This window comes from Enterovirga aerilata (assembly GCF_013044135.1).
In the GTDB taxonomy this organism is placed as follows: Bacteria; Pseudomonadota; Alphaproteobacteria; order Rhizobiales; family Beijerinckiaceae; genus Enterovirga; species Enterovirga aerilata.
Map to the genome: position 1 here is coordinate 471,914 of NZ_JABEPP010000003.1, position 19,034 is coordinate 490,947.

General features: G+C 68.7%; 16 protein-coding genes. 10 read left to right on the top strand and 6 right to left on the bottom strand.

The window, feature by feature from the left end:
* Positions 1 to 30 precede the first annotated feature (30 nt).
* Positions 31 to 4,104, bottom strand: coding sequence for a VCBS domain-containing protein (locus HJG44_RS12380; protein ID WP_171218667.1), 4,074 nt, complete (start codon positions 4,102 to 4,104; stop codon positions 31 to 33).
* Between the two features lie 321 nt (positions 4,105 to 4,425).
* Between HJG44_RS12380 and HJG44_RS12385 the strand changes: the two genes are divergently transcribed.
* Both HJG44_RS12385 and HJG44_RS12390 read left to right on the top strand, forming a co-directional pair.
* Entirely contained in the window at positions 4,426 to 5,196 is a 771-nt protein-coding gene (locus HJG44_RS12385) for a motility protein A (protein ID WP_171218668.1), read from the top strand.
* A gap of 10 nt (positions 5,197 to 5,206) precedes the next feature.
* Entirely contained in the window at positions 5,207 to 6,028 is an 822-nt protein-coding gene (locus HJG44_RS12390) for a flagellar motor protein MotB (protein WP_171218669.1), read from the top strand.
* Between the two features lie 6 nt (positions 6,029 to 6,034).
* On the opposite strand, the gene HJG44_RS12395 is transcribed toward HJG44_RS12390, so the two are convergent.
* From HJG44_RS12395 to HJG44_RS12410, 4 genes are all read right to left on the bottom strand, one after another.
* Positions 6,035 to 8,626 (bottom strand): DUF3772 domain-containing protein, encoded by a 2,592-nt coding sequence (locus HJG44_RS12395; protein WP_171218670.1) that lies wholly within the window; start codon positions 8,624 to 8,626, stop codon positions 6,035 to 6,037.
* A 99-nt stretch (positions 8,627 to 8,725) separates the two neighbouring features.
* Positions 8,726 to 9,007 (bottom strand): hypothetical protein, encoded by a 282-nt coding sequence (locus tag HJG44_RS12400; RefSeq protein ID WP_171218671.1) that lies wholly within the window; start codon positions 9,005 to 9,007, stop codon positions 8,726 to 8,728.
* 80 nt (positions 9,008 to 9,087) lie between these two features.
* Positions 9,088 to 10,236 (bottom strand): UDP-galactopyranose mutase, encoded by a 1,149-nt coding sequence (gene glf, locus HJG44_RS12405; protein WP_171218672.1) that lies wholly within the window; start codon positions 10,234 to 10,236, stop codon positions 9,088 to 9,090.
* A 10-nt stretch (positions 10,237 to 10,246) separates the two neighbouring features.
* A complete protein-coding gene (locus HJG44_RS12410; protein ID WP_171218673.1) occupies positions 10,247 to 11,500 on the bottom strand; it encodes a glycosyltransferase family 1 protein in 1,254 nt (417 codons plus the stop codon).
* Positions 11,501 to 11,805: 305 nt separating this feature from the next.
* On the opposite strand from HJG44_RS12410, the gene HJG44_RS12415 reads away from it, so the two are divergent.
* Entirely contained in the window at positions 11,806 to 12,951 is a 1,146-nt protein-coding gene (locus HJG44_RS12415; RefSeq protein ID WP_171218674.1) for a glycoside hydrolase family 1 protein, read from the top strand.
* A gap of 4 nt (positions 12,952 to 12,955) precedes the next feature.
* Positions 12,956 to 14,755, top strand: a complete 1,800-nt coding sequence (locus HJG44_RS12420) for an ABC transporter ATP-binding protein (RefSeq protein ID WP_171218675.1) — start codon at positions 12,956 to 12,958, stop codon at positions 14,753 to 14,755.
* A 58-nt stretch (positions 14,756 to 14,813) separates the two neighbouring features.
* On the opposite strand, the gene HJG44_RS12425 is transcribed toward HJG44_RS12420, so the two are convergent.
* On the bottom strand, positions 14,814 to 15,122 hold the full coding sequence (locus HJG44_RS12425) for a glycine zipper domain-containing protein (RefSeq protein ID WP_171218676.1): 309 nt from the start codon (positions 15,120 to 15,122) through the stop codon (positions 14,814 to 14,816).
* Positions 15,123 to 15,268: 146 nt separating this feature from the next.
* On the opposite strand from HJG44_RS12425, the gene HJG44_RS12430 reads away from it, so the two are divergent.
* The 6 genes from HJG44_RS12430 (at position 15,269) to HJG44_RS12455 (ending at position 18,888) form a co-directional block, all read left to right on the top strand.
* Positions 15,269 to 15,700 carry a PRC-barrel domain-containing protein gene (locus tag HJG44_RS12430; RefSeq protein ID WP_171218677.1) on the top strand — a complete coding sequence of 144 codons (432 nt, stop codon included), beginning with the start codon at positions 15,269 to 15,271 and terminating at the stop codon, positions 15,698 to 15,700.
* 307 nt (positions 15,701 to 16,007) lie between these two features.
* A complete protein-coding gene (locus HJG44_RS12435) occupies positions 16,008 to 17,423 on the top strand; it encodes a tyrosine-type recombinase/integrase (protein WP_171218678.1) in 1,416 nt (471 codons plus the stop codon).
* Positions 17,416 to 17,733: a helix-turn-helix domain-containing protein gene (locus tag HJG44_RS12440; protein ID WP_171218679.1), complete on the top strand. Its 318-nt coding sequence runs from the start codon at positions 17,416 to 17,418 to the stop codon at positions 17,731 to 17,733. Before HJG44_RS12435 ends, HJG44_RS12440 begins: the two co-directional genes overlap by 8 nt.
* On the top strand, positions 17,730 to 18,098 hold the full coding sequence (locus HJG44_RS12445; RefSeq protein WP_171218980.1) for a type II toxin-antitoxin system RelE/ParE family toxin: 369 nt from the start codon (positions 17,730 to 17,732) through the stop codon (positions 18,096 to 18,098). Before HJG44_RS12440 ends, HJG44_RS12445 begins: the two co-directional genes overlap by 4 nt.
* A gap of 1 nt (position 18,099) precedes the next feature.
* Positions 18,100 to 18,477 (top strand): XRE family transcriptional regulator, encoded by a 378-nt coding sequence (locus HJG44_RS12450; protein WP_171218680.1) that lies wholly within the window; start codon positions 18,100 to 18,102, stop codon positions 18,475 to 18,477.
* A gap of 153 nt (positions 18,478 to 18,630) precedes the next feature.
* Positions 18,631 to 18,888 carry a hypothetical protein gene (locus HJG44_RS12455; RefSeq protein ID WP_171218681.1) on the top strand — a complete coding sequence of 86 codons (258 nt, stop codon included), beginning with the start codon at positions 18,631 to 18,633 and terminating at the stop codon, positions 18,886 to 18,888.
* Positions 18,889 to 19,034: the final 146 nt, after the last annotated feature.

Below are 19,034 nucleotides of genomic sequence, written 5' to 3' on the forward strand. Positions count from 1 at the left end.
CGACGCCCGCCCGGTTGCCGGACTCCGCATCTAGACGACGAAATAGGCCTGGACGACGTGATCGTCCCAGATCACGTGGAAGGTGGCGGAGCTGCTGTAGCTTGCGTTGTACAGCTCGGCCACCGTCTCGTAGCCGGTCCCGTCGGCGCGCGCCAATTGCAGGTCGTAATGGCCGCTATCCGACACGAGCTGCGCGAAGCTTCCGCTTGCGGGCTGTGCGAACTGGCCGCTCCGAAGCAGGAACGTGATGTCGACCGCATCCTCCGAGCCCACGAGGTTCAGGTGGGCGAGGTCGTAGCTGCCGCTGCCGGTGGGCAGACCCTGGAGGACGAAGACGTCAACGCCGCTGCCGCCCTGGAGCGCGGTTTCCGTGTCGGAGGCGATCAGGATCGACCCGCCGCTATCGGCGGCGATCGTGCCGCTGTTTGCCAGGTTGCTGGCCAGCGTCACGCCGGCCGTATCGCTGGCGCGAGTCCCGTCATCCGCCGCCTCGTACGTGAAGGTCGTGCTGCCGCTCGTGACCGTAACGTGGTCGCCCGACAAGCTGGCGGCGCTGCCGGGGGAGGTGCCGATCACCGAGAAGGTGGACGACGTGCCGTTCGCGACGAGATCGTTGAACAGGAGGGCGGCGGTCGGGATCTCGAACGTGCCGGTCAGGTTCGTCAGCACGCGATCGGACACGATGGTCGGCGCCGTCTCGATCGCGACCCTGTCGACCAGCAGTGTCGAGACGACAGCGTCGTCGCCGGTGTCCATGACGCCGAGGCCGAAATGGTACACGCCCGAGCTGCTGGCCGTGAACCTGAACGTGACCCAGCCCGTCTGCCCGTAATCTCCTACCGCTTCGATGTCGGACAGCTCGACGACCTGGTCGAGCTCGTCGACCGAGAAGAACGCGAAGTCGTTGTAGGGCGAATAGTCGCTGGTGGAGAACTTGTAGTCGAAGATGAATTGCTGGCCGGCGTCGAGGTGCAGGCCGATCGTCTTCATCGCCGAGCCGACCGTCGCCGTGCTGCTGGTGTTGGTCGAGCTCGGATTCGACGCGACGGCGCTGTCCGGGATGCCGAGAAAGCTCGCGATGCTCTGATACGACACGTTCGACGTCGTCGCGATCTGCGCGGCGTGAGTTCCTTCGGGGAAGCCGTCGCCGTTCGCGATCTGGGCATTGCCGCTGGTGAACCAGCCGACATAGCCGCTCTCGAAACCGCCGTCGAAGCCGTCCGTGGTGCCCTGGACCTCGAAGGACACATCCGCGCTGGTGCTCGCGGAGCCGTCCGTCGCCGTGATGGTGAAGGTGTCGTACACGACGTCACCGTCGACGAGGGCCATGGTGTCAGGGTCGCCGTCGTTGAGCTGGTAGGTGACGACACCGGTGCTGGTGTTGAGGAAGGCCGTCCCGTAGGTGCCGACCTTGTAGTACTGGAACGTCGACGAGGAGAACTGCCAGCCGCTCAGGTCATAGCTCGGCGTGCCGTCGGGGTCGCCGAGGGTGACGGTCGCGCTTGCCGACGTGACGTTCTGGGGGGCCTGATCGTCGTCGTTCGTCTCCCGCACGGGGTTCGTCGGCTGCGAGATCGCGATCGTCGGCGGGTCGTTCGTGCCCGTCACGACGATCGTGGCCGTCTGCGCCACGCCCGCCCCGTGCTCGTCCACGACGGTGTAGTCGAGGACGAACGTCTCCGTCTGACCGTCGGCAAGGTAGCTGAGGCCGGGGTCGTTCGTGTCGACGAGGAGGGTGAGGCCGTCGGCGGCGAGCGTGAAGCCGGGCGGCAGCCCGGTCCCGCCCGACCAGCTGAGGTTCGTCGCCCGCAGGACCGCGCCCTCGTCGACGTCCGAGGCGAACGCCGTGAGCAGGAAGCTCGCCGCGCCCGTGTCTTCGGTCGCGGAGCCCGATACGGGGCCGCTCACCACGGGCGCGTCGTTCGTGCCCGTCACGGTCACGGTGGCCGTCTGCCTGGCGCTGGCGCCGTGCTCGTCCACCACGTCGTAGGTCAGGACGAAGGTCTCGCTGACCCCCTCGGCGAGGTAGCTCAGGCCGGGATGGTCCGTGTCGACCAGCAGCGTGACGCCATCCTGCGCCTGGCTGAAGCCGGGCGGAAGGCCGGAGCCGCCGGACCAGCTGAAATTGGCCGCCCGGAGCACCGCACCCTGGTCCGGGTCGGACGCGAAGGCGGTCAGCAGAATCGTCGCGGTGCCTGAATTCTCGGTGACGGAACGGGCGATCGCGCCACTGATTACCGGCGCATCGTTCGTGCCGGTCACGGTGACCGTGACCGTCTGAGCGACGCGGGCGCCGAACTCGTCCACGACCTCGTAGGTCAGGACGAAGGTTTGCGGCTGCCCTGCCGCGAGGCTGTCGAAGGCAGGGTTCGCGAAGTCGATGAGGAGCGTGCGCCCGTCGGGCGAGAGCGACACGCCCGGCGGCGGGGCTCCGTCCGGCCCCCCGGTCCAGCTCAGGTTCTCCACATGGAGTACCGCGCCGTTGTCGATGTCGGACGCGCCGGCAAGCAGGTCGATCGTGCCCGTGCCCGGCCCTTCCGCCAGGCTTGCGCTCAGCGCCCCAGCCACCGTCGGGGCCTCGTTCTCGCCCGTGATGTCGAAGGTGACGGTCGCGGTCGAGAGCCGCCCTTCGGCGTCCTGGACGGTGATCGTGAAGCTCTCGAGCCCGTGCTCGCCCTGGGCGAGCGCCTCCGCCCGGAGCGCGACATAGCTGTAGCTCCCGTCGGGCCGGATGCCGAGCGTGCCGTATGGTCCGGACACGAGGGTCGGCTCGTCGCCCGCCGCAACCGCGATGTCCTGTCCGCCCGCGACCCGGACGAAGACGACCCGCTGCCCCGATGCCGCCGCTCCCGCGCCGAGGAGGTCGTCGCCCGTGCCCGCGATCACCTCCGCCGGCCTGACGTCGAAGGTCTTGGAGGCGAGGTTCGGTCCGCTGCCCCCGCCGGTTCCCCCGGCCCCGCCGCCGAGATCGGGGACGGGGCTCTGGCTCGGCGGAGTCGGGGGCGGATTGGAGACGGGCGGGGCCTGCGGGCTCGGCACGAGCTCGATCCCGTTCGGCGGGGTAGCCGAAGACCCGCCGTTCAGGCTCGGATCCGTCGAGCTGCCGCCGCCGGCGCCGCCCCCACCCCCGCCGCCCGGCCCGGGGCCCGTCGGGCCGGTGCCGGGCAGGAGCGGATTGGCCTGCCCGATCGAGAAGATCTGGAAGACCTGCTGGACGAGGAGCTCCTCCGCCTGCTGCTGCTGGAAGGTCTTCGGCTCCGTCGTGACGATCCCGGTGGGCGAGACGACGGTCACCTGGTCCACGGCCGAGACCGTGGCAATGACGCGGCCGTCCCGGATCAGGTCGTAGCGGCCGATCTCTCCGTTCGGCTCCCGCAGCACGGAGAAGCGGGTCTGGCCGTTCTCTGCGTTGATCTCGGCATTCACGAGCGTGCCGCGGATGCCCATGGTCGCGACGGGGGTGCCGACGCGCATCTCGCCCGATTTTGCGACCTGCCCGGCCAGGAACGTGACCGAGCCCTGCACGATGTTGATGAGGGCGGAGTTCTGCGTCCCGCCCGGCTGGTAGACCATCTCGTTCAGCACCATCCGGGCGCCGGCCCCGAGGCTGAAGGTCGACCCGTCGACGAAGTTGATGCCGAGCGAGGAGCTGCGGTCGGTCTGGACGACGTCGCCGCGGAACACGAGATCGCCCTGGTTCAGCACGACGGGCGTGCCGTTCCGGATCGCGGTGGCCTGGCCGGCGACCGTCTCGACGCGTCCGATCGCGGCCTGGCCCTGCGGCGGGGTGGCCTGCGCATAGCGCAGCCCGTGCTCGTCGATCGTGAGCGCCGCGACCACGTCCTCGGTCAGCCGCGCGCCCTGCGGCGATTCCAGCGTCGCGCGCTTCGCCGCGCGGAAGTAATCGTTCAGGACGATCCGGTTCGCCTCATCCTCGATAACGAGATCGAAACCCTCGCGCCGGTACTCTCCTTGGAACATCAGGTGGGCGTCGGGAATTCGGATCGTGGCGGCGGAGCCGGCCTCGATCTCCATCTCCCGCAACGGCTTTGCAGTTGCGAGCGACAGGTCGAGCCCACGGCTCGCCAGGTCTTCCCTCAGCAAGGCCCCACTCCCTGCACGCTGGGCGCGCCACATGGCGGGCTGGGCCGTTTCGGCCCAGGCTCCTGGCGAACCCGATTTCCAAGAAGCCGTCCGGCCCTCGTCCGGACGACTATCACACGTCCCGAAACCCGTAGGCAAATCACCGGCTTCGGCGCGAGCCGGGCACCTGCCAGGGTTATTGTTTCTGCCGGATGTCGCCGTTCTGACATGCGGCCCCGCACCTCGGGCAACTTCCGCTTAACCGTTAATTCAGCGCGCCTGCCTAGCCTTGCGCTGCACGCGCTCCTTCCGGCGCGGCTGGTCGAGGCGCGACGAGGCTACATGGATATCGCAACCGGCCTCGGGCTGCTCGGCGGCATCGGTGTCGTGGTCGGCTTGATCATGATCGACGGCGGCAATTTCGCCGCCTATTTCGACAAGCACGCCGTGATCGTCATCTTCGGGGGTGCGACCGCCGCGACGATGACCCGCTTTCCCTTCTCGGTCATCGCGCACGGCCTGCCGATGGGGATCAAGGTCGCGTTCGGCTCGCGCACGATGCATCCGCGCGACCTCATCGAGGAGTTCACGAAGATCGCCGAGCTCGTCCGCAAGGGCGGGCCCATGGCGCTCGAATCCATCCAGATCAGCGACCCGTTCCTGGCCCAGGGCGTGCGCTACCTGGTGGACGGGTACGACAAGGATTTCATCCGCGAGACGATGGAGAAGGACCGCGACAACTTCCTTCAGCGGCTCGAGGAAGGCTCCAAGGTCTATCGCGCCTATGGCGACTGCGCCCCGGCCTGGGGAATGATCGGCACCATCCTCGGGATGGTGACCATGTTCGCCAACATGTCCGACCCCTCCAAGCTCGGGCCGGCCATGGCGACCGCGCTCCTCGCCACGCTCTACGGGGCGGTCATCGCGAACATGATCTGCCTGCCGCTCGCCGACAAGCTGCACATCAAGATGGAGGAGGAGGACGTGTCCCGCTCCCTCATCATCGACGGGGTCCTCCTGCTGCGCGACGCCAAGAGCCCCTCTCTCGTGAAGGAGATGCTCGTCGCCTACCTGCCGGAGCATCACCGCGCAGAATTCGCCGAGGCGGCCTGAGGACCGGGCCGTGGCGAGAAGGAAGAGGGGCGGCGCCCATGGCGGTCACGGCTGGTTCGTGACCTTCGCCGATCTGATGGCGCTGCTGATGAGCTTCTTCGTCATGATCGCCGCCTATTCGACGCAGGACCAGAAGAAGCTCCAGCTCGTCGCGGGATCGATGCGCGACGCCTTCGGGGTCATCAAGGAGAGCCGCTTCGCCGGGATCGTCGAGCAGGACGGGATTCCCGTAAAGGCGCATATCCGCAACCTCCAGAAGGCGAGCCCGGACAAGGCGACCGACCGGCCGCGGCCGGGCCAGCTCGACCTCGATCCCGTCGAGCGCGAGGTGACGGGCGCCGGCTTCTCGCAGGCGGCGACCGCGCTGCGCCAGGCGCTCCAGGACCTGCCCGACGTAGCCGAGCTGTCCAAGAACATCATCGTCGAGGACACCAGGGACGGCCTGAACGTCTCCCTCATCGACCAGGACGGGCGGTCCATGTTCGGCGTCGGCTCGACCCAGCCCTATGACCGCACGCGCCGCATCCTGGAAGGGATCGCGCCGACGCTGCGGCGGGTGAACCAGCGCATCTCGATCACCGGCCACACGGCCGCGAACCGCCCGGGCCAGCGCCCGGAGGGGCCGCCCTGGGACCTCTCCGCGGGCCGCGCCACGGTGGTGCGCGAGATCCTGGCCGCCGCCGGCGTGCCGGACGACCGCTTCGCGCTGGTGGCCGGCAAGGCGGATGTGGAGCCGATGTTCCCCGACAACCCCTACCTGGCGGCGAACCGGCGTGTGACGATCACGCTGATGGACGAGGCGCCGCCGCTGCCGCCCGGCCTGAAGCCCTGACCCGCATCAGGCGCGCGCCGGCTCCTTCTCGTCCGAGCGGATCTGCCTCTTCCGGGTCTCTTCGCGGGCCCGGGGCTGCGGACCGGGATCGCCGTCCTTCTCCGCCTCGAGGGCGTCCGCGATGTGCTGGAGCGCCGCCTGGATCTGCTCGAGCCCGCCGATATTCATCACGCCGGGGCCGGGCATCGGGATGATGCCCTCCTGGACCAGCGTCTTGAACACCGCGAAATTGAGGTCGCTCTGCACCCGCGCCTGCTTGGTGACGTCGTCCACGTAGCAGACGAGATCGAGGTCGAGCGTGGATGCGCCGATCGTCTTGAACAGCACGCGCGGGGGCGGCTCGTGCAGCACGTCGCCGTGCCGGCTCGCCGCCTCGACGAGCAGCTCGGCCGTCCGGGCCGGGTCCTTGTCGCGGCCGATCCCGACCGAGATGATGACCCGTCCCGTGCGGTCTCCGCGCACGCGGTTCTTCACCACGCCCGAGATCAGGTTGGAGTTCGGGATGATCACGCTCGAGCGGTCGTAGGTCTCGATCTCGGTCGCGCGCACGCTGATGCGGCGGACATAGCCCTCGCCGTCCCCGATCACGACGAGGTCGCCGACACGGATCGGCCGCTCCCAGAGCAGGATCAGGCCGGAGACGAAATTGTTGACGATCGATTGCAGGCCGAACCCGATGCCGACGGACAGCGCGCCGGCCACGATCGCGATCTTGTCGAGCCCCAGGCCGAGATACGAGAGGCAGAGCGCGGCCGCTCCGAAGAAGCCGAGATAGCCGGCCGCCGTCTGGATCGAGTTCCGCAGGCCGGCATCGAGCTCGGTCGTGGGCAGGAAGGTGTTCGCCAGCCAGCGCTGGACGATGCGGGTCGTCCCGATCACGGCCCCGAAGAGCAGGAGGGCGACGAGGATCGTGGACAGCGAGATCGTGACGTCCCCGACCTGGAAGCCGAAGAAGGCGGCCCGCAGATTGGACGTGAGGTCGCCGGATTCGACGCCCCAGGGGGCGAGCGCGAGGAGGGCGGCCACGAGGAAGAGCACCACGCGCGCGACGCCCGCGCCCAGCACGCCGAGCTGTTCCACCGCCCGGCGGCGCAGGCCGAGATTGGCCTGGAGCGTCGTCGAGACGCGGCTTTGGCTCCGGAGCGTCTCGCCCAGGAACTCGTCCGTGAGCGCGACCGCGACGTAGAGGAGCACGACGAGCGAGGCGATCCAGGCGACCTGGTCGATGAGGAAGGACGAGAACGCGATATAGCCGCCGAGCAGGCCGGCGATCACGGCGGCCACGATCGCCCAGCCGACGAGCCGGGCGGGGCCCGCGAGCGCAGGCTCGGTCGGGACATAGGGGCCGAGGCAGCTCTCGTCCGTCTCCACCCGCATGGCGAAGCGGCGGAGAAGCTCGGCCAGGATGCCGACCGCGACCAGGATGACGAGCGCGCGGGTCGCGATCGTGAGCGGCAGGCCGGCGGCGATCGCCTGGTTGATCGCGTCCAGTACCTTGCCGGTCGCGACGGTCGCCGCGAAGGCGACCGCGAAGCGCGCCGTCCACCCGGCGGGCGCGTCGGACATCGGGACGAGCCGCCATGCCGGCCGGTCCGGCGCCAGGATGGCGTCGCCCGCCGCGCGGGCGAACGCCACGAAGGCGAGCCCGCCGAGAAGGGCGGCCAGCACGGGGTAGAGCCGGTTCGGGAAGAGGTCGGCAACGGCGAGCAGCTGGTAGATCACGAAGGCGCCGGCCGCCGCGGGGCCTGCCTCGAAGAGCAGGATGCCGACCGCGGAGCGGACCTTTCGCCGCCGGTTCACCTCCGCGGCCGTCGGGCTCCTGCGGACCAGGCGCGGAGCGAGGTGCCGCCGCGCGACATGGAAGGCGACCGCAGCGCCGATCGCCAGCCCGAGCAGGGTCAGCGTCGCGGGCGAGGAGCGGCCCTCGAAACGGGAGGCCGAATCCTCGATCACGATGCGGAGCGCGCGCAGGTCGCGCGGGATGGAGCTGCCGGCCGAGACCCAGAGGTCGGGGCTGAGGAGGCTGTAGCTGCGCTCGAAGAGGGCGCTGGCGAAGGCCGTGCGCCGCCGGTCGCTGATCTGGGCGGTCAGCTGCTCGGCCTGGGCGAGGAGCGTCCTGGCCAGGCGCTGCGTTTCGTCGAGGCGGGCGAGCCGCGCCTCGCGCTCGGCGCGGTCGCGCGCGACCTCGGGACCTTCCTGGGCGCCGTCCTTCGGCTTCGGCCCGAGCTGTTCCAGCAGGTTCTTCGCCGCCTCGACGCGGGGCGCCATCTCGGCCACCGTTTCGCGGAGCCGCTCCGCGATCGCGTCGATGTTCGCGCGGAGCTCCTGCAGCTCCGCCTGAGACAGGTTCGGCCGGCGCAGGGCCGCCTGCTGCTGGACGAGCTCGGCCCTGGCAGCTTCGAGCTCCGCCCGGATGCGGCCGCCCGGAGACGCCGCGGCTTCCGGTTCCGGCGGGCTCTCGGGGGACGGCGCTGCGGCCGAAGCTTCCGGGTCGGCCGACGCTCCCGGGCTGGCGGGAGCTCCCGGAGAGGCGGGGGCGGGCGATGGGGCGGTGGCCGAAACGCCTTGAGCCGCGGCGGGATGCGCCGCGGCGAGCATCACCGCGAGAACGAGCCAGCGAAGCAGGGTTGAACTCGCCTTACCTGTTCGGAACGACGGCTCCGGCCCGTGCGGGCCGGAGGGTTTCGACGGATGCGCTCAGCGCGTCGTCGTGCTGCCAGTCGTACCCGCTGGCGGCGCGGCTGGCGAGGGGTAGGCCGGGTTCTCGGTCGGAACGCGCGCCGAGTTGGCGGAACTGGCGGCGTTGTTGCTCTGTTCGGCCGCGTTCTGCTGCGGGCTGGTGGGCGAGGTCGAGCCGGACCAGCTCATCAGCGAGACCATGTAGATCCCGAGGAGAACCAGGCTCGCCACGAGCACCATCAGCACGGGCCGTCCCGGTCCGCCCTGTCGGGCACGCTGGTCTGCCACTGTCTTGGCCATGTTCGAACCTTCGAATTGATGCGTTTGTCGGGGGGGGAACGTCCCCGGACTGCCACGGTTCCGGCCCGCGTATCCCCTCCTCAGGCGCGGGCGGCGGCGCCGATCGCCTTCACGTCCCGCGTGTCGGCGCCTGCCGGCAGCGCGTCCGAGATGCGGCGGAAGGTGGCGAGCGCCTGTCCGACGACCTGGTCCATGTTGTAGTAGCGGTAGGTCGCAAGCCGCCCGACGAACCACACGTCCGGGGTGGCGAGCGCGAGCCGCTCGTACTTCTTGAACAGCTCGGCGTTCTCCGGCCGCGGGATCGGGTAGTACGGGTCGCCCTCCGCGCTCGGATACTCGAAGGTGATGCTCGTCTTCGGGTGCACCTGGCCGGTGAGGTGCTTGTACTCGCTGATGCGGGTGTAATCCTCGCTCATCGGGTAGTTCACGGTGCCGACCGGCTGGTACCGCTCCTGGTCCAGCGTCTCGTGCCGGAAGCGCAGCGACCGGTAGGGGAGCTTGCCGAAGCGGAAGCCGAAATATTCGTCGATCGGCCCCGTATAGATCGTGCGCCGGTGCGGGACGACGTCCTTGACGTCCCGGTAGTCGGTCTGGAGCATCACGTGGATGTTAGGGCTCCGCAGCATGGTCTCGAACATGCGCGTGTAGCCCTGGGCGGGCATGAACTGGAACTCGTCGGTGAAGTAGCGGTCGTCCCGGTTCGTGCGGGTCGGCACGCGCGCCGTCACGGACTTGTCGAGCTCGGAGGGGTCAACGCCCCATTGCTTGCGCGTGTAGCCGCGGAAGAACTTCTCGTAGAGCTCGCGCCCGACCTTGGAGACCACCACGTCCTCGGAGGTCCTGATCTCGCCGACCGGCTCCGCCCGCGCGGCCAGCCAGCCTTCGAACTCCTCCGGCGTGAGGCTCAGGCCGTAGAGCGTGTTCACCGTATCCAAATTGATCGGGATCGGGACGAGCTTGCCGTCCACCCTCCCGAGCACCCGGTGCTCGTAGAAGCGCCACGCCGTGAAGCCCGACAGGTAGTCGAAGATCGCCTTCGAGTTCGTGTGGAAGATGTGCGGCCCGTATTGGTGGATCAGGATGCCCGCATCGTCGTAGCGGTCGTAGGCGTTGCCGCCGATATGCGGGCGCCGGTCGACGAGCAGCACCCTGTCGCCCCGCTCGTTCGCGAGCCTCTCCGCAAGAACGCTGCCGGCAAAGCCCGCGCCGACGATGAGCCAGTCGTACATCGGTCGCCGCTCATTCTGCCGGAAGGGAGACGGCCGTGCCGGCGACTGCCGGGACGCCCGCCGGGGATGCGACCGGCTCGCCGAGCGCGTCGTCGATCAGCCGGCGCATGGCGGCCCAGGTCGCGTCCCAGGACCCGGTCGCGAGATGGCGGTCGACCCGTTGCAGCCAGGCGGCCTTCGGCCTCGCCATCAGGCGCTCGGCGGCCGCGATCATTCCGGCCGCGTCCCCGGCGATCTCCACGAGGCCCTTCTGTCCGTATGGACGGATCACGTCCGTGATGGGCGTCGAGACCACGGGCACGCCGGCCGCCAGGAATTCCGGCGTCTTCGTCGGGCTGATGAAGCGGGTCGATTCGTTGAGCGCGAAGGGCATCAGGCCGACGTCCCAGCCTGACAGGTAGCGCGGAAGCTCCTCGTACGTCTTCGGGCCGAGCCAGTGGAGATTTGGCCGCCTGGGCAGGATCTCGGGATCGATCTTCGCCACCGGGCCGAGCATGACGACCTGCCAGTCCGGCCGGGCATCGGCGACCGCGCCGACCAGATCGAGATCCATGCGCTCGTCGATGACGCCGAAGAAGCCGAGCCGCGGCCGGGGGATGCCGGCCTGGTCCGCGGGATCGGCGCGCTCCGTCCGGGCGCGGGCGAAATGGGCCGCGTCGATGGAGGACGGAAAGGGATGCACGCTCGGGTGGCGGTGGCGCTTGGCCTCGTAGAGGCTCATGCCGCCCGTGAAGACGAGATCGGCGCGGGCGAAGAGATCCTCCTCGTTGGCCAGCATCTCGGGCGAGGCGCCGCGGAAGGCCGAGAGCTCGTCCATGTTGTCGTAGACGACGGCGTCCGCCGGCAGGTGGCCCGAGAAGGCCATCGCCATCGGGGTGTAGTACCAGAAGACGCGCGATGTCGCGGGCTCGCCCGCCAGGAAGCGCTCGAGCAGCTTGCGTTGCGCGCCCACGGCTTCGAGGTCGTCCGTCCCATGCGGCAGGACGGGGACGGCGATCCGGATGTCGCCCCGGCGGCGGGTCACCTCCAGGTGCGGGGCGGCGGCGTCGCGCCACACCGGCTCCTCGAACACGACGACCGTGAAATCCCGCGCCGCCCGGGTGAGGAGATGCTGCGGCCGCTGCCAGACGAAATCCCAGCGCAGATGGGACAGGCAGAGGAGCAGCGGCTTCCGCTCGCGTTCGCGGCCCAGCCTTGCTTCCGGGCCGCGCGAGACCTGGAGGCTCCCCGGCGGGAACGCGGCTTCTCCGTTACGCGTGACCATGCGCGGTCCTTCTGTCTGGGAGGGGGTGGATCGCCCGGCGGGAGAGATGGTGTTCGGGCAGTGCGTCACGGGAGCGAGACTCCCCACACCCATCGGGAGTTCCTGCGCTCTCCCGCCCGGGGCAGGCGCGTCCACGAGCGTACCCAGGCCTGACCGGAATGGCGCCGCGCCATGGCCGGCCGCGTGCGGATTCGAACGAATTTCGGGCAGGGCGAAGAAGCTGGAGAACCATGCCCGATCCGGAGGGTTGGGCATGAGCCTGCTCGCCCGGCGGCGTGCGATCGCCCGACCGGCCAGGGATTCCCATGGGCATTTTCCAGAGCTTCTTCTTGGGCGGGTTCGAGTGCTCGACGCAGATTCGTCGCGACGGGCGCAGGCTCGACCTGCTCCGGTCGACCGGGCACGACCGCTTCGCCCTCCAGGACTACCGGGCGCTGGCCGAGCACGGGATCGCGGCCGTCCGGGACGGTCTGCGCTGGCACCTGATCGAAAAGGCGCCCGGCGTATACGACTGGGACAGCTTCCTGCCGATGCTGCAGGCGGCGGAGGAAGCGGGCGTCCAGGTGATCTGGGACCTCTGCCATTACGGCTGGCCCGAGGACATCGACATCTGGTCCGATGCTTTCCCGGCGCGGCTCGCGGCCTATGCGGCGGCGGCCGCGGAGGTGATCGTGCGCGAGACCGGCCGGCCGCCCCTGCTCTGCCCCGTGAACGAGATCTCGTTCTGGGCCTGGGCGGGAGGCGAGGTCGGCCGCTTCGGCCCGAACCGGACGGGGGAGGGCGCCCGCCTCAAGCGCCAGCTCGTCCGTGCCGCGCTCGCCGCGACCAGGGCCGTGCGGGAGGCCGTACCGGGAGCCCGCTTCGTCTGCGCCGAGCCGCTGATCCATGTCGAGCCGGCTCTGCACGACGCGCCGGACCATGTCGCGGGCGCGGAGGGTCACCGGAACTCGCAGTTCGAGGCCGTCGATCTGATGCTGGGCCGCGCGGAGCCGGAGCTCGGCGGCGGCCCGGACTGCCTCGACCTCGTCGGGGTGAACTTCTATCCGTTCAACCAATGGTACCACGGCGGCAGCACCATCCCGCTCGGGCACCACGCCTTTCGGCCTCTCCGCGATATGCTGCTGGAGGTATGGGAGCGCTACAGCCGTCCGATGTTCATCGCCGAGACGGGGGCGGAGGGCTCCGGCCGGGCCTCGTGGCTCCATTATGTCTGCGGCGAGGTCCGGGCCGCGATGGCCGCCGGCGTCCCGCTCGAAGGCGTCTGCCTCTACCCGATCCTCGACTATCACGGCTGGGACAACGACCGCCTCTGCGCGACCGGTCTCCTCTCGTCCCCGGACGCATCCGGCCGGCGGCGCGTCCACGAGCCGCTCGCCGAGGAGCTCCGGGCGCAGCGCGCGCGGCTCGAGGCCGCTCGCGTCACGGCGCCCGGCCTCGACGCGGCGGCCTAGCAGGATGGCTCCCGCAGCGCTCCCGCGCCGCCCGCCCGCCTATCTGCGCGGGCCGGTCGCCTTCATCCTCCACTACGTCCGGAACTGGGGCTGGTCCTTCGGGGCGATCTTCCTGTTCGTGATCGTGGCGGCCGGTGCCTCCATCGGCATCCAGTACGTCCTGAAGGTGCTCGTCGACATCATGGCGGGGCCGGCGGAGGCGCGCGTCCTCGTCTGGACGGCGCTCGCCTTCTTCGTCGGGCTGATCGCGACGGAGAGCCTGTCGTGGCGCGTGGTGGGCTGGCTCACCTGCCGGACGACGATCGGGGTCGGGGTCGACATGCGGCTCGACCTCTTCGAGTACCTGAACCGGCAGCCGATGCGGTATTTCGCCGAGAACCTCGCGGGCTCCCTCGGCCAGCGCATCACGGCGACGGCCGGGAATTTCGGCGCGCTCGCCAATACGCTCATCTGGCGGGTGCTGCCGCCCTGCATCGACTTCGCGGGCGCGCTGATCATCTTCAGCGGCATCAATCTGGGCATGATGGCGGCGCTCGCGACCGTCGTGGTGGTCGTGACGACGCTGCTCGTCGTCTTCGGCGAGCGCGGGCGTCCGCGGCACCGGCACTATTCGGGCCTGGCCGGCAGGGTGGCGGGCGAGCTCGTCGACACCATCACGAACATGTGGGCCGTGAAGGCCTTCTCGGCCCGCCAGCGCGAGCATGCCCGCCTCGCCCAGGGCTTCCGCGAGGAGGCGGCGGCCCAGCGCCGGAGCTGGATGCATATCGAGACGGCGCGGCTTCTCAACGATGTCGTGCTCACGCTGTCCGCCGCCGGCATGCTCGTCTGGGCGGTGACGCTGTGGAGCGAGGGCCGGATCACCCCGGGCGACGTCGTGGTGGTCTCCACGCTGACCTTCCGGATCCTCCATTCCTCGCGCGATCTCGCGCTCTCGCTCGTCGACCTGTCGCAGCAATTCGGCTTCATCGACGAGACGCTGCGGAAGATCGCGCAGCCGCGCACGGTCGTGAACGCGCCGGATGCAGCCACCCTCGTGCCGCGGGGCGGCGCGGTCGAGTTCCGCGGCGTGTCCTTCTCCTATGGCGGGCCGCGCGAGGTGACGCACGAGCTGTCCCTGACCATCCCGGCCGGGCAGAAGATCGGCATCGTCGGCCCCTCCGGCGCCGGCAAGTCGACGCTCGTCAACCTGCTGCAGCGGCTCTGGGACGTCGATGACGGCGAGATCCTGGTCGACGGCCAGCCGATCGCGGACGTGACCCAGGATTCGCTCCGGGCGGCGCTCGCGGTGGTGCCGCAGGAGATCGTCCTGTTCCACCGCAGCGTCATGGAGAACATCCGCTTCGGCCGGCCCGACGCGACGGACGAGGAGGTCGTCGAGGCGGCGCGCGCCGCCCATTGCGACGGCTTCATCCGGCGCCTGCCGGAGGGCTACGACACGATCGTGGGTGAGCGCGGCGCCAAGCTCTCCGGCGGGCAGCGCCAGCGCATCGGCATCGCGCGCGCCTTCCTGAAGGACGCGCCGATCATCGTGCTGGACGAAGCCACCTCCGCGCTCGACACCGAATCGGAGATCGAGATCCAGCGCTCGCTCGTGCAGCGCATGCGCGGCCGGACCGTGATCGCGGTCGCGCACCGGCTCTCGACGCTCGCCTCCTTCGACCGCGTCATCGTCATCCAGAACGGGCGCATCGTCGAGGACGGCACCCCCGCCGAGCTGAGGCGGCTGAACGGCGTGTTCCAGGCGATGTGGCGGCTCCAGGCGCGCGGCCTCTCTGCCGACGAGGTCGTCGACGAGGCCGCCTGAAAGCACGGAAAAGCCGGCGGGTGGCGCCCGCCGGCCCGATCGGCTCAGCCGGACGGGATCAGTCGCAGCTCTGGGTCGTGACGGTCTTCGATTCGCCGAAGGCGTTCTCGGTCCGGGTGGTGCGGGTGGCGCAATCGACGCCGCGGCGCTCGATCACGACGGCGTCGGGACGGCGGTTCGCGTCGTCGGCCGCCGCACCCGCGATGCCGCCGACGCCCGCGCCGACCGCGGCCCCGATCGGCCCGCCGACCACCGCGCCCGTGATGGCGCCCGTCGCCGCACCCGCGGCCGCGCCGCCCTCGGCGAGGGCCGCGCCCGGCAGGGCGATGGCGGAGAGAGACAGCAATCCGATCAATGCGTTGCGCATGGCAGTCTTCCGAAACGTTGATGATATGCGGCGCAAACGCGCAGCCGAGCGCGGCAGTTCCTGGCCGCCGCGACCTCCTGCCGCGAACCAGGCCGGGGCGAGGCGCGTTCGCCCGGCAACGATCAGAACCGAGCCGGAGGCTTCCGATGCCGACAGACCTTCCGAACGAGCGCGCCCTGCGCGCGCCGGGCTCCATGGAGCTCGACCCCTCGGGCGAGGGGATCTCGACGGACGAGACGCGCCGCCTCATCGCGTCCAACAAGGTCGAGGGCACGGCCGTGTTCGACCGCGCCGGCGACCAGATCGGGACGGTCTACAACTTCATGGTCGACAAGGTCACAGGCCAGGTCGCCTATGTGGTCATGTCCTTCGGCGGCTTTCTCGGGATCGGCGAGAGCTACCATCCGCTGCCCTGGCGCGCGCTGACCTACGACACGCGGCTCGGCGGTTATGTGGTGGATATCGACAGAGACCAGCTCGCCGGCGCGCCGACGCACGGGGCCGGGGAGGACCCCTTCGCGGACGACGAATACGGCCGCAGGGTCGACGCCTATTACAAGACGACGCCGAGCGCGTGACGCGGTCCGGGCCGGAAACACCGCCCCGCCGCGCTGGACACGGCTGCGCCCGTGCCGCTCCCGGATCGGAGAACCTGGTGCGGACGGCGGGGGTCGAACCCGCACGGGCAGGGCCCGAGGGATTTTAAGCGAGCCCAGATGGCCTATCCTTTGTTTATCCGGGGGTATCCGATTTCCCGATAACCGACTGTAGGCACTAGCTTTTTTCGGCTATCAATACATCCATACCTAACCGGGCACACGCCACGGCTGGATTTCTAGGTGCTCCTATTTTGCACCTGAAATCCGGCCTCAAAGGAGGTTAGGAATGGCCAAAATCAAGCTCACCAAGACTGCTGTCGACGCCGCAACCCCGCAGGAACGCGACTACGAACTCCGCGATACGACGATACCGGGCTTTCTCGTGAAGGTCACTCCCGCTGGTCGGAAAACTTTCATGATCGCCTATGTCACGAACAGCGGTCAGCGCCGAAAGCCCGCCATTGGTCGCTACGGCGAGATCACCGTCGAACAGGCGCGTGGGATCGCACAGGACTGGCTTGCCGAGGTTCGGCGCGGCGGCGATCCCAGCGCCGATCGGACGGCGATCCGTCAGGCCCCAACGGTCAAAGAACTCTTCGATCGTTTCATCACCGATTATTCGGAGGGCCGCAATAAGCCCTCTACTGTCCAGTCCAATCGGGAACGGGGCAAGCGCCACCTCATTCCCAAGCTCGGCCACTTGAAGGTGCCGGACGTTACGCGCGCCGACATTGCCGATCTCATGAAGAAGATGGCGAAGTCTCCCACCAGCGCAAACCGCGTTCTGGCAATGTGCCGGAAAATGTTCAATGTGGCCGAAGTCTGGGGATTGCGGCCTGATGGCTCCAATCCCTGCCGCCATGTCCCGAAATATCCCGAACGCGGCAAGACCCGCCTCATCACCGATGGGGAAATGCGCAAACTCTTCGAATATCTCGATCGCGCCGAGGCGGAAGGGTTGGAACACCCGTTCATCATTCTGGCCATTCGGCTCCAGTTCGAGTTTGCCGCCCGCATGTCGGAGATCACCGAACTCGAATGGGCCTGGGTCGATTTCGACAACCGCCGCGTCGTCTGGCCGGACAGCAAGACCGGAGGGATGTCGAAACCGATGAGCGCTGAGGCTCTTCGCTTGTTCGAGAACGCGCCCCTGGTGGTGGATTCACCTTATGTCTGCCCTTCGATCTTCGACCCGGAAAAGCCGATGTCGGCCTATACCTACTATCAGGGCTGGAAGCGCATTCTGGAGCGGGCCGGGCTTCCTCATGTCGGCACCCACGGCATCCGCCATCGCTCCGCCACCGACATCGCCAATTCCGGCGTGCCGGTGAAGGTCGGCATGGCGCTCACTGCCCACAAGACGGTGACCATGTTCATGCGCTACGTCCACACCGAGGACGAGCCTGTCCGGGCGGCGGCGGAAGCCGTGACGCGGCGCCGACTGAACGTCATCGGCATCGAGCATCAGCCGCCCGCGCCACCGTCTCCGCCCGTCATCGAGCCGCCGTCTATCGCGCCGGTCGTCGGGTCGGCGCCCGCGATCCTGGGCTCAGAGGGCAAGCCGCTCGGGTTCGAGGACGGCAAATACGCCTCGCGCACGCGTGTTGGAAATTACCGGCCGTTCCGCCACCGCAGCGGTGAGAACCGGACCCTGCCGCCCGGCAGCAAGCGCTCCGAGCCGGAGGTGGCCGATCATGCATGAGGAAGCCAAAGCTCAACGCCGCTGGCCGACGCCCGAAATTCTGCGTCGTGCCCAATTCGTCGACGATGCCGGCCCCATCCGCTTCGTCGATACCGAAGCCGCAGCGCGATACCTCGCGCTGTCGGCCCACACGCTCGAATGCTACCGCTCGCTCGGCGGCGGCCCCGCCTATCACAAGTTCGGCAAGTGGGTCCGCTACGCCGTCGAAGATCTCGATACCTGGGCCGCGAGTTGCCGACGCTCGGCGGCAGCCGCTTCAAAAGCACCGTCGCTCCGACCAATTGACCCGCATAGCTCTGAGGCTATATAATGTGGGAGGTTCAATTCCACGCTGCCTTCGAGGCGGAGGTTTTGGCCTTTGAGCGCGATGTCCGTGTCGCCCTGATCGCAGCCGCGAGGCTGCTTCAGGACTACGGACCCCAGCTTGGTCGGCCGCACGCCGACACTCTCAAAGGCTCGAAACACGCCAATATGAAGGAGTTGCGGTTTGAAGCGGCCGATGGCGAATGGCGCGCGGCCTTCGCTTTCGACCCGGAACGGCGGGCGATCATGCTCGTGGCGGGCGATAAGTCCGGTGGGAGCCAGAAGCGGTTCTACCGGCAGCTTATAGCAAAAGCGGATCTCCGGTTTTCCGAGCATGTGGAAAGCCTGAAATCCGCAAAGAAGGAACGTTGAGATGGCACAAAGCCTGAATGAAATCATTGCCGCGCTTCCCGCGGACGAACAGGCGGCCGTCGAGGAGCGCTATCAGCAACTCCGGCAGGAGGTCGAGGGTCTGCGCGAGCTGCGCCAAATCGCCGGCAAGGCACAGGAGGACATCGCATCGGCTCTCAACATCAAGCAGCCGTCCGTGTCCAAGATCGAGAAGCAGGCGGATATGTATCTCTCCACGCTGCGCAGCTATGTCGAAGCCATCGGCGGCAAGCTCGAACTCACGGTGAAGCTGCCATCGCATCCGGCGCTTCATCTCCATAGCCTGGGTGACATGACCATGGGCGATGGTGCTGGCGTTCGTACCGTGGCCCGTCGTCGGAAGCAGGCCCGGACCAGGTGAACAGATTCAGGTGAAGGGGGAAGCCTTCCCCCTGGCCGGCGCCGAGGTCGCCGGCACACCCCCTTCTGCGGGGAGACCCCCGCAACACCCCCTTGTCAGGCGATCGTCCAGCGCGATCTTCAAGGCGTAAGACGCCAAGGAGAAAGCGCCCGAATGCATTTCCTGTTTCCTCATAGCCATGCCTTTCGGAAAGGCCGCGTCACCGTCGACGATGATGGGAAGGCCGCGCCCCACTGCCTAGTCGAGTTCGGCGATGGCGTCACCGTCATCGCGGAATGGCGCGCCGAAGGCGATTCCATCCGTCTCACCGTTCCCGACTATCGCACCGCCCGCGGCACGCTCGTAACCGCGCGGAACTGGCGGCTCGCCAAGGGCCAAGATGGCCACTGGCAGTCCGAGCGCACTGCTTGATCACGCGCCGTTTCACTTGATCGCACCGCGCCGATCATGGCGCTGCCCGACCACACGATGCAGTGCCTGAACTATTAGAGTGAGAGTGCGGACCGGTTTTGCCGTGACGGGTAGAGAGCTGGAGGAGAGGCTTCCGGCACCCGTCG